Source organism: Mycobacterium sp. Aquia_216, from assembly GCF_026723865.1.
Classification (GTDB): domain Bacteria; phylum Actinomycetota; class Actinomycetes; order Mycobacteriales; family Mycobacteriaceae; genus Mycobacterium.
Window position 1 is genome coordinate 2,080,767 of record NZ_CP113529.1, and the last position, 11,422, is coordinate 2,092,188.

8 protein-coding genes are annotated in these 11,422 nt (G+C 65.5%); 3 read left to right on the forward strand and 5 right to left on the reverse strand.

The features are described 5' to 3' along the window. Positions 1 to 1,584 (forward strand): AMP-binding protein, encoded by a 1,584-nt coding sequence (locus OK015_RS09810; protein WP_268131032.1) that lies wholly within the window; start codon positions 1 to 3, stop codon positions 1,582 to 1,584. A gap of 24 nt (positions 1,585 to 1,608) precedes the next feature. Continuing rightward, positions 1,609 to 2,733: a flavin-containing monooxygenase gene (locus tag OK015_RS09815; RefSeq protein WP_268131033.1), complete on the forward strand. Its 1,125-nt coding sequence runs from the start codon at positions 1,609 to 1,611 to the stop codon at positions 2,731 to 2,733. Positions 2,734 to 2,736: 3 nt separating this feature from the next. Here OK015_RS09815 and OK015_RS09820 read toward each other — a convergent pair whose 3' ends face one another. The 5 genes from OK015_RS09820 to OK015_RS09840 all read right to left on the reverse strand — a co-directional run bounded on the left by OK015_RS09820 (position 2,737) and on the right by OK015_RS09840 (position 10,407). Continuing rightward, a complete protein-coding gene (locus OK015_RS09820; RefSeq protein WP_268132586.1) occupies positions 2,737 to 3,606 on the reverse strand; it encodes an oxidoreductase in 870 nt (289 codons plus the stop codon). 10 nt (positions 3,607 to 3,616) lie between these two features. Beyond that, positions 3,617 to 4,495, reverse strand: coding sequence for a polyphosphate kinase 2 (gene ppk2 / locus OK015_RS09825; protein ID WP_268131034.1), 879 nt, complete (start codon positions 4,493 to 4,495; stop codon positions 3,617 to 3,619). Positions 4,496 to 5,012: 517 nt separating this feature from the next. After that, positions 5,013 to 6,533, reverse strand: coding sequence for an Hsp70 family protein (locus OK015_RS09830; protein WP_268131035.1), 1,521 nt, complete (start codon positions 6,531 to 6,533; stop codon positions 5,013 to 5,015). 39 nt (positions 6,534 to 6,572) lie between these two features. After that, the gene (locus OK015_RS09835) at positions 6,573 to 8,840 is read right to left on the reverse strand and encodes a carbon starvation CstA family protein (RefSeq protein WP_268131036.1); all 2,268 of its coding nucleotides are present in this window, start codon (positions 8,838 to 8,840) and stop codon (positions 6,573 to 6,575) included. A gap of 37 nt (positions 8,841 to 8,877) precedes the next feature. After that, the gene (locus OK015_RS09840) at positions 8,878 to 10,407 is read right to left on the reverse strand and encodes an ATP-dependent DNA ligase (protein ID WP_268131038.1); all 1,530 of its coding nucleotides are present in this window, start codon (positions 10,405 to 10,407) and stop codon (positions 8,878 to 8,880) included. A gap of 112 nt (positions 10,408 to 10,519) precedes the next feature. On the opposite strand from OK015_RS09840, the gene OK015_RS09845 reads away from it, so the two are divergent. Continuing rightward, complete coding sequence (locus OK015_RS09845) at positions 10,520 to 11,287, forward strand: SDR family NAD(P)-dependent oxidoreductase (protein WP_268131039.1); 768 nt, start codon at positions 10,520 to 10,522, stop codon at positions 11,285 to 11,287. Positions 11,288 to 11,422 lie beyond the last annotated feature (135 nt).

Below are 11,422 nucleotides of genomic sequence, written 5' to 3' on the forward strand. Positions count from 1 at the left end.
ATGAATTTCGTCAGTCCGTTTCCTGACGTGGTCATCCCCGAGACTTCGGTGTACGACTACGTGTTCGGCGACCTCGGCGAGGCCGACGGTGATCGCGTCGCTCTTGTCGAGACCGCAACCCAAACCGAAGTCAGCTACCGCACGCTGGTCGCCCGCATCGAATCCTTCGCCTGCGCGCTGGCTCAACGACGAATCGGCGTCGGCGATGTGGTGGCTCTGCTGTCGCCCAACAGTGCGGCGTTCGCGGTCGCTTTGCATGGAATCCTGCGGGCGGGTGCAACGGCCACGCCGATCAATATCTTGTCTACCGTGGACGAGATCGTCCGTCAGTTAGAGGATTCGGGCGCACGACTGTTGATCGTGGCCGCACGATTGCAAGCGCAGGCCGAGGAGGCAGCGAAGGCGGTGGGCTTATCCAGCGACGACGTGCTGCTTCTGGATGGTGAGGATCTCGTAATTCCCACGGGCAGCGGCGGTCCGGAGGTCGAATTCGATCCGGCGACACACGTGGCGGTGCTTCCCTACAGTTCGGGGACCACCGGGAAACCCAAGGGTGTGATGCTGACCCATCGCAACCTCGTCGCCAACGTAGCCCAATTGCACCCAGTGTCAGGAGTGAGTCCCGATGAGACACTGGTCGCGGTGGTTCCTTTCTTTCACAGCTACGGACTCACCGGGCTCCTATGTGCCGCACTGCGGAACCGGGCTCGGCTGATCGTCATGCCGGCCTTCAACCTTTCCGAGTTTCTGGCCGCCATCGAGAAGTACCGCTGCACACAGGCTTACATCGTACCGCCGGTGGCCGTCGCGTTGGCCAAAGACCCGATGGTCGACTCCTTTGACCTATCCTCCCTGCACACCCTCACATCGGCGGCCGCGCCGCTGGACGAAGAACTGGCCAAGGCGGTGACGCAGCGAATCGGGTGCCGCATCGTGCAGGCATACGGGATGACCGAACTAAGTCCCGCCAGCCACGTGATTCCGCTGGAAGGCCGGCATCCGGCAGGCATCGAGGCTCCCGTGAGTTCATGTGGGTGGACCGTGCCGAACTCGGAGAGCAAGATCGTCGACCCCGAAACGGGGGGCGAAATACCCGTTCCCTCTTCGGGCTTCAGTAATCCGGGCGAGCTGTGCTTTCGCGGGCCTAACGTGATGGCGGGCTATCTAGGCAACGCTGCCGCGACCGCGGAGATCATCGACGCCGACGGCTTCCTCCATACCGGCGATCTGGCACGGGTGGACGCCGCGGGCTGCGTCTACATCGTGGACCGGCTTAAGGAGCTCATCAAGTACAAGGGCTACCAGGTCGCACCCGCCGAACTCGAGGCGCTGCTGTTGACGCACCCGGGTATTGCCGACGTGGCGGTTGTCGGTGTCATCCATAACGTTTCGGGTGAGGAGATCCCGAAGGCGTTCGTGGTCAGGAAGGGCGGCGCCGCACTGTCGAAAGGCGAGATCATCGACTTCGTCGCCCGAAAAGTTGCGCCCTACAAGAAAATTCGTCAGGTCGAGTTTGTCACCAAGATTCCGAAATCGCCGACGGGCAAGATTCTGCGCAAAGATCTGCGCGCTCGTCAATCATGACGAGCGGACGAAAGGATCCGTACCATGGGCGACCGCGGCGTCGTGATCGTCGGTTCGGGACCGGCGGGAATCTCCGCGGCACTGAGCCTTAGCGAGCTGGGCGTCCCGTCGCTCGTCGTCGAGCGGGCCGGCGAAGTGGCCGCGGCGTGGCGCGGGCGGTACGACCGGCTCAAACTGAACACCGGCCGGCAGTTCTCGCATCTGCCCGGCCGGCGTTATCCCCATGGCACTCCCGTCTATCCGAGCCGCGACCAAGTCGTCGACCACTTTGAGAGGCACGCTCGCGAGGAGGGGGTCGAGCTGCGGGTCAATACCGAGGTCAAGCGGATCGACCGGCTTCCGTCGGGATGGTCGGTGAACACATCCGACGGCGAGATCGAGGCTCGACACGTCGTCGTTGCCACCGGTTATCTGCACACACCGGTCATGCCGAACTGGCCGGGCAGCTTCGCCGGTGAGTTATCGCACTCGTGTGCCTACCGCAATCCTGGGCCCTACGCCGGCAAGCGAGTACTCGTCGTCGGGTCGGGGTCCTCGGGCATGGAAATCGCCCACGATCTGAGCGCGGGCGCTGCCGTCAAAGTTTGGCTATCGGTGCGCACACCGCCGAACATCATGCCCCGCAACGGTCCTGCCGGCCTTCCCAACGACGTGCTCTCGATCCCGTTCTACCATCTGCCCGCACGGCTATCCGACCGGATTGCCACCGTCGCGCGCCTCAAGGCGTTCGGGGAAATCAGCGATTTCGGTCTGCCGGTGCCGACCGAAGGACCGTTCGCCAGAGCGCACCGGCTGCACGTCGCGCCGACGATCGTCGACCCCGAGGTGATCGACGCCATCCGCACGGGCGCGGTCGAGGTGGTGCCAGCGCTGAGCGCGTTCGACGGGAGCGACGTAGTTCTCGGCGACGGCAACAGAATCAACCCTGATGCCGTCATCGCGGCCACGGGTTACCGGACCGCGCTGGAGCCGTTGGTCGGACACCTGGGCGTGCTCGCCTCCAATGGCGTACCTGTTCATGCGGCGCCGGTGCCCGCCGCGGACGGACTGTACTTCCATGGGCTTTTGACCCGGCCCGCGTTGATCGGCTACGTGGCCAAACAGTCGCGGGCGCTGGCGAAGCGCATCGCCGGTGACGACCGGCGCTGACGCTCAGTCGAAGTTGGTGCCGCTCGTCAGCTGTTCCCATTTCGCGATTTCGCTCGCCCGGGCGTCCGCGGTGTAGCGGTACAGGGCCAGGGCGTCCGGCCCCAGCAGCAGGAACGCGGGCGGCTCGCTGGAGTCGACGGCGGTGACGATCGCCGCGCCGGCTTTGGCCGGATCGCCGGCCTGATTGCCGTGCATGGTGTCGTTTTCCTTGCGACGCTGTCCGGCCGTACCAGCGTAGTCGTCGATGACAGCGGCCGACTGGAGGAGCGAGCGTCCGGCGAAGTCGGTGCGAAACGCGCCCGGTTCGACGACCGTCACCGAGATGCCGAGCGGGGCCAGTTCTCCGCGAAGCGCGCCACTCATCCCCTCGAGCGCTGCCTTGGCGGCGGCGTAGTAGCCCGAGCCGACCGGCGTCACCTGCGCGCCGATCGAGGAGATGTTGACGATCGCGCCGCTGCGACGCGCCCGCATGCCGGGGAGGACGGCTTTGATCATGGCGACGGCGCCAAAGAAATGGGTCTCGAACAGGGTGCGGACTGCGGCGTCGTCGCCTTCCTCGACCGCGGCGCGATAACCGTAACCGGCGTTGTTGACCAGCACATCGACGCCGCCGAACCGCTCTTGGGCCCGCTGTACGGCCGAGCCGACCTGGTCGGGCTTGGTGACGTCCAGAGCGGCGGGCAGCACCCGATCGGGTGCGGTGCCGGCCAAATCCGCGACCTTTGCGACGTCGCGCGCGGTAACGACGACGTCGTGGCCGGCTTCGATGACGGCTTCGGCGAGCGCGCGGCCGAGTCCGGTTGAGCAGCCGGTGATGAGCCAGGTGGGCGTGGGCGGTCCTCTTCCAGTCGTGGCGCAATCAGCACCCGGAATTGTTTCTAGCTCAGTCGGTCAACGCGCGGCCCACAATCAACGGATCCGGCTCACCCACCACCTCATGGTCCTTGTCGTCGTAGTCCGATTTGGCGAGGACGAAGCGCATCGCGTTGATACGAGCCCGCTTTTTGTCATTGCTGCGCACCACGATCCACGGCGCGATATCGGTATCGGTCGCTTTGAACATTTCTTCCTTCGCCGCGGTGTAGTCCTCCCACCGATCTATCGACTCCATGTCCATCGGTGAAAACTTCCAGTTCCGGACGGGATCGACCAGCCGAATGGCGAAGCGGGTGCGCTGTTCGGCGGGAGAAACGGAGAACCACAGTTTGGTCAGGCTGATCCCGTTGGCGACCAACATCCCTTCGAAAAGCGGTGCCTGCTGGATGAATTCGGAGTATTCATCGGGTGAACAGAAACCCATTACCCTTTCGACACCGGCCCTGTTGTACCACGACCGATCGAACAGCACCATCTCCCCGCCGGATGGCAGGTGCTTGATATAGCGCTGGAAATACCACTGCGTCTGCTCGCGCTCAGTCGGCTTTTCGAGCGCCACGACCCGCGCGCCACGCGGATTGAGGTGTTCCATGAATCGCTGAATGGTGCCGCCCTTGCCGGCCGCGTCACGACCTTCGAACAGGATCAAATGCCTTGTCCCGGTGCGCTTGCTGTGGTTTTGAAGCTTCAGCAGCTCGATTTGCAGTCGCCGCTTCAAGTGCTCGTATTCGTCGCGCGGCATCCGGTGCTCATAGGGATATCGCTCGCGCCACGTCTGGACGTGATTGCCCTCCCGGTCGAGCAAGATCGGGTCGTCGTCATCGTCGTCGATGACGGTGTAGCCATGTTCGGGAGTCGACAGGGCTTCGAGATCTATCTCTTCCATAATTCCGACGTTATCCCCGTCCACGCCGGACACGCAGACGGGGCCATCACGGTTGGCGACGATGCCCTACGCGATACCGGGGCGGTTCGGGAGTTGAGCGCACAAGAACGGCTCAGCATGAGGATGCTTCCATCGATCGACACTCACCTTGCCCGCGTGCACGCAGATGCCGGTCATCTTGACGCAGCGATGGGGTTGTGCCGCAATGGGTTCGATGACTCGTACGCGACCTCGGGGCATGTCGGCCGAGGTGTTGGGGGAGCTTTTGCTGCGCACGCGGCGAGGCTGAAGGTCTCGATGGGGTTGGCGCGCCATCGATAGGCTGACCGCGGTGCCCACCGATCCGGGCTACGTGTTCAATGAGCTTTCGGTGCTGCGGTTGCGCGCGCTGTTGGCGCGCGCCGGGGGCGACGAGGCCGGCTACCGCGCGTACGCGAAAGACCTTGGCGAACTGGCTCATTCCATCGACTTCGAGAACGTATGCCGGCGGCCGCCGCGATGTCATGAAGCCGTGTCACTACCCCGTAGAAGCGCAACGCTCCAGGCGGAAGGTGCGCATGAAGCCGCCCGGTTGCGTCGTGAGGGTCACTTCCACCGCACCGCTGGGCGCGACGACGTAGCACTCTTCGACGTCGGGCCCGTCCGTCCACCTACCGACCGCCTGGCGCCCGAGGTCGTCGCGGTCGTGGAGGGCGGGGTCGAAAGGGAAAAGGACCGGATCGTACGGGGTCACGTCGCCGTCGGGGCGGCCATTGACCAGGCGGCTGCACTCCACGAAGCGGAAATGCCCGATGTTGTGCGCGGCTCGGTAGGTCCGCTTGACGATGAGTGGGGCATCCTGATCGGCGGGCAGCGAGACGTCTTTGCGCACGATCGGATCGAAGACGACGCCGGCACCGGCCTCGGCCTCGCGAAAGACGCCGAAGTGTCGCGAAAAGCGTTCGGATAAGGCGAAACCGGCCTCTTTGTCGAGGAAGGCGGCCAGACCAATGGCCGTGGCCGCGAAGGGGTGCGGCGAGCGTTTCACACGCTTCTCGCCGAAGGTGGTGCGCAGCATCCGGGAGATGAGGGGAAAGCCGCCCGCCCCGCCCACCACGTAAATACCCGCGACCTCCGACCACGCCACGTCCCTGTCACCGTCGTGCAGGATGCGGTTGAGCAGGTCGATCGTCGGTGTGACCAGTGGCGTACATGCCGAGTAGACGTCGTCGACGGCGCACGAAAACGGTGGCTGATCGACCTTGTCGTCGATCCCCGTCAGGTCCACCAGGAAGCGGCGCGTCTGTGGCCCGACGGCCTCCTTGCGAACCGCGCACTCCTCCCGAAGAACGTCGAGCGCGGCGGCATCCACGCCGCGCAGGTTCGCGCCGTCCAGCACAAGTCGCAGAATCGCCTCGTCGAAATCGTCACCGCCCAGACGCTGGATGCCTTCGCTGATCACGACTTCGTTCGAATGGCCGGTCATCTTGAGCAGCGACGCGTCGAAGGTGCCGCCGCCGAGGTCGTAGATGAGGACGTATTCACGTTTGGCGGTGATGGTGGAGCGGTATCGATGGGCGTATTCGAGGCTCGCGGCGGAAGGCTCGTTGAGCAACGCGACGACGTGAAAGCCCGCTGCCACGAAGGCATCCAGCGTCAGCAGGCGCTGGGCGCTGGAGGCGTTGGCGGGAACGCTGATGGCCGCCTCGACGGTGTCGCTCGCAGTCAGGCAGCCGTTCGAGCGCTGCAGAAGGTCGCTCTTCAGCTGGGCCAGGAAGCCGGTGAGAAGGTCGGTCAGCCGGTAGCTGCGACCCGCCAGCGTCACCTCGGTCTGTGGCCCGGCGTCGTTGAGCAGACGTTTGATCGATCGAAGCACCGACCATTGGCGATCGTGGCGGAGCGCGGCCGCGTCCACGCCGAATCGCAGCTCCCCGGCCGCATTGGCGGCGATGAGCGAAGGCCAGGCATCGACGCCGTCGAACGAGACGACCGGGTAGTTACCCCGGTCGACGAGCGCGACGACAGTGTGGGTGGTGCCGAAGTCGATACCGACTCTCATTCCGCACAATCTTAGGGCGGTGCAGCGATCTTCGGGGCTTTAGATTTGTCCGGCGTGGCGCCCGCTCGACATCGATGCCGGCGGCGCATCCCATTGCCGTTGCACTTCCCGTTCCGCGGCGGTCGGAATCAGGCCGGAGGGCGCGAATATTTTTGACGGTATCGGGTCATCCTCGGTCAGCGGCCGGCCACCACCACGAATTACCTTGAGCGTCACGACAATTCCGGCGACCAATACGATGACCACCACGATCGCGAAAAGAATCGACAGGGTGCCCTGGATGAAGGTATTCCTGATGACGTCGTCGAGCTGATGGACATTCTTGGCCGAGCCGAAGGCGGTCTTGCCCGCGTCCCTGGCGGCCGAATACTGGGAGTGTTGTGACCAGTAGCCGATCGCTGGATCGGCGGAGAAGATCTTCTGCCACGATGCGGTCAGCGTGACCGTCAAGTCCCACAGCAGCGGGGCGCCCGGAATCCACGCCCACATCAGCAGGCCCTTCTTGACGACGATCACGGTGATGACGGTCAGTGCGATCGCCGCGAGCAACTGGTTGGCGATACCGAACAGCGGGAACAGCGTGTTGATGCCGCCGAGCGGATCGGTCACACCCATCAGCAGGATGCCGCCCCACGCCGCGGTCACAGCCAGGCTGCAGCCCCATACCCCCGGGCGCCAGCTCGGATTCTGCAGCTTCGCCAGCGGACCGCCCAGGTTGCCGAGTGCGTCCGACATCATGAAACGCGCGACCCGGGTGCCCGCGTCGACGGCGGTCAGGATGAACAGCGCCTCGAACATGATCGCGAAGTGGTACCAGAACGACTTGAGACCCGCGCCGCCGAACACCCGGTACAGGATCTCCGACATGCCGACCGCCAGTGTCGGTGCTCCGCCGGTGCGCGACACGATCGACTTCTCACCGACGCCGGCGGCGGCTTGAGTGAGCTGGTCCGCGGTCGCCGGAGCACCCGACAAGTGGAGTCCATTGACGTAGTGCGCTGCCGTGGCCGCGGTGCCGCCGGTCTGTGCGGCCGGCGCGTTGAGGGCGAAGTACACGTGCTGGTCGAGGATCGACGCGCTGATCAGCGCCATGACGGCGACGAACGACTCGGTCAGCATGCCGCCGTAGCCGATGAAGCGCATCTGGCCTTCCTTCTCCAGCAGCTTGGGTGTCGTCCCCGAGGAGATCAGCGCGTGAAATCCGGACAGCGCGCCGCACGCGATCGTGATGAACAGGAACGGGAACAGCGAGCCGGGAAACACCGGGCCGTCGCCGCTGGATGCGAACCGCGAGACCGCCGGTGCCTGCATGAGCGGGTGCGCGATAAAGATGCCTACGGCCAGCAAGGCGATCGCGCCGACCTTCATGAACGTCGACAAGTAGTCGCGCGGCGCGAGCAGTAACCACACCGGCAGCACAGAGGCCACGAAGCCATAGATGATGATCAACCAGGAGACTGTGACCGCGGACAGGGTAAACCACGATGCGCCCCAAGAGGTTTCGCTGACCCAGCTACCGGATGCGACGGCGGCGATTAGCAGCGCGAAGCCGATCAGTGATACCTCCCCCACCCGCCCCGGTCGCAGGAACCGCAGGTAGCAGCCCATGAAGATCGCGATCGGGATGGTCATCGCGATGGAGAACACGCCCCACGGGCTTTGGGCCAGACCACGCACCACCACCAGCGCCAACACCGCGATGATGATCACCATGATCGCCAGGACGCCGACGATCGCGGCGGCACCGCTGGTCGCGCCGAGCTCGTCGCGCGCCATTTGGCCCAGGGACCGTCCCCGGCGCCGGGTCGAAAGCCAGAGCACCAGGTAGTCCTGCACGGCGCCGGCGAATACCGCGCCGAGGACGATCCAGATACTGCAGGGCAGGTAGCCCATCTGGGTGGCCAGCACCGGACCCACGAGCGGCCCCGCCCCGGCGATCGCGGCGAAGTGGTGACCGAACAGAACCCGCCGATCGGTCGGCACGTAGTCGGAGCCGTCGTCGAAAACTTCGGCGGGGGTGGCGTGGTCGTCACGCGGGCGGACGACCTTCATTTCGATCAACCGGGCATAGAACCGGAATCCGATGATGTACGTGCAGATCGCCGCGACCACGATCCAGACCGCGTTCACCGCCTCGCCGCGAACGAACGCGATGATCGCCCAGGCGATGGCACCGACCACCGCGATGATCCCGAAGACGATCTTGTGCCGGGGGCTGATGGGGGAGCGGTCGACGATTGCAACGGGTGGCAAGTCGTCGTCGGTGCGGATGTAGCTGACATCTTTGTCGTGCACAGTCACGGTCAAACCCTACGACGACGAGGAGAGCGTCGCCTGGGGAGAATCAGTACAGCGCACGAACGTTGTCGATGGTATCGGCTTCGGCCGGGCTCTTGTCGTCGCGGTAGCGCACCACCCGGGCAAACCGCAGTGCCAGCCCGCCCGGGTAGCGCGTCGATTTCTGCACGCCGTCGAGCGCAACTTCGACGACCTGCTCGGGGCGCAGTTGCACGACGTAACCGTCCGTGCCACCGACGGCGAGCTCAGTGAACCGCGCCGTCTGCCAGTCCAGCATGGCATCGGTCATGCCCTTGAAAGTCTTTCCCACCATGATGAATTCGCCGGTTGTCGAATCGCGCGCGCCCAGATGGATATTGGACAGTTTGCCGCTTCGCCGTCCCGAGCCCCATTCGACGGCGAGCACCACCAGGTCGAGCGTGTGGACGGGCTTGACCTTGAGCCAGCCCGCGCCGCGCCGTCCGGCCAGGTAGGGTGCGCCCGGCGCCTTTGCCATCACGCCTTCGTGGCCGGCGGCCAGCGTCGCCTCCAGGAAGGCTGCGGCGGCGTCCGGGTCCGAGGTGGCCAGCCGGTCGACGCGGTGCCGGGGCGGTACCAGCGCGTCCAGGGCGGCCAGCCGCTCGGTGGTCGGTGCGTCGAGCAGATCGACGCCGTCGCAGTGCAGGATGTCGAAGAAGAAAACCGAAAGCGGTTGCGCCGCTTGGGCTGCAGCCACGTCGACCGACCGCCCGAACCGGGAGGCGGTGACCTGGAAGCGGTGTGGCCGGTTGTCGGGCCGCAACGCGATCGCTTCGCCGTCGGCGATGAGGTCGGTGACGGGCAGCGCCAGCGTTGCCGCCACGACCTCAGGCAGTCGGGCCGTGATGTCGTCGAGGCTACGGGTGTAGACCGTGACCGTGTCGCCGGCGCGGTGAATCTGCACTCGTGCGCCATCCAGCTTTGCCTCGAAGATCGTTGTGCCGCCGTGACGTTCGAGTGCATCGGCCACACTGGAGGCGGTCTGCGCCAGCATCGGCCCGACCGGTTGGCCGACTTTCAGCGTGAATGCCTGCAGCGCCACTGCTCCACCGGACAGGGCGGCCGCCGCCACCGCGGGCAGCTCTCCGCCCAGCATCGCCGCACGCTGCACCGCGGCGGCCGGGATATCGGCGGCCTTGGCTACCGCGTCGGCCATGATCCCGACGAGTGCACCCTGGCGTAGTTCGCCGCTGAGCAGGCGCACCAGAAACGTCTGCTCGGATTCGGTCGCGGCAGCCAGCAGCGTCGTGAGGAGTTCGGCCCGGCGCACCTGCGATCCCTTGCCCGAGACGGCGCCGATCGCGGTGAAGGTGGTGTGCACGCCGCTGACGGTGAGCTCCGGCTGGGCCGCCGCCGGCGGTCGCGACCGCAACGACGCCCAGCCCACGCCGATCTGACGCTGCGGCAACTCGCCGGAGAGCCACGACACGACGATCGTGATCAGTTCGGGGTCGGCTGCGGCCCGGGTCAGCAGGTCGGCGATGCGCGCGACCTTGGTCAGCCGTGACGACGTGGCGCCGACGTCAGCCGATGTGGCTACCACCTCGAGAAGGAGCACGATCGCCAGCTTGGCATGGCTCGGTGACAACGCTGCAGAGCGGACACGCTAGCGTTCCTACGTAACGTTACAGATTGCGCAGGATCTGACAACCCAAAAAGGAGACGTCCGGATGGAGATCAACGGGAAGAAGGTCGTCGTCATCGGCGGCGCGTCGGGCATGGGTCGTGCCAGCGCCGAGCTGCTGCACGAACGGGGCGCGGATGTCGCGGTGCTCGACCGCGAGGGCTCCGACGGGAAGACTGTTGCCGAGGGCATCGGCGGTACCTTCCTCCCGGTCGACGTCACCGACTTCGCCGGCACCGAGCAAACATTGCAGACCGCGGTGGACAAGCTCGGCGGACTTCACGTCATCATCACCACTGCCGGTGGCGGTATCGCAAAGCGGACGCTGACCAAGTCGGGACCCCATGACCTCGAATCTTTCCAATCCGTCATCGACCTCAACCTGATCGCCACCTTCAACATCAGCCGGCTGGCCGCCGCACACATGGCCAAGAACGAGCCTGAAGACCCCGATACCGGCGAGCGCGGCGTCATCATCAACACCGCTTCGATTGCGGCCTTCGAAGGCCAGATCGGGCAGGTCGCCTACACCGCCGCCAAAGCGGGGATTGCCGGGATGTGCCTGACGATGGCCCGTGACCTGGGCTCGGTCGGCATCCGAGTGCTCGGTATCGCCCCGAGCCTGTTTGCCACCGGGTTGACCAAGGGCATTCCGGACGAATTCGCTTCGGCGCTGACCAAGGACGCGGCTTTCCCGAAGCGCCTCGGCCGGCCCGAGGAGTACGCCAAGTTGGTGGCGGCCATCGTGGACAACCCGATGCTCAACGGCCAATGCCTGCGGCTGGACGCGGGACAGCGGTTCGCGCCCAAGTAGAGACCCACGACAGGGGCCCGCAACCGGTCCACGCGCAATAAGTACACTCTTTAGTCAGCCGCCCCGTTCTCCCTCGGAGCGGGGCGGCTAACCACCCGGCGACGGTGCGGGGCGGGTGCTGGCGCGAGGAGGTCC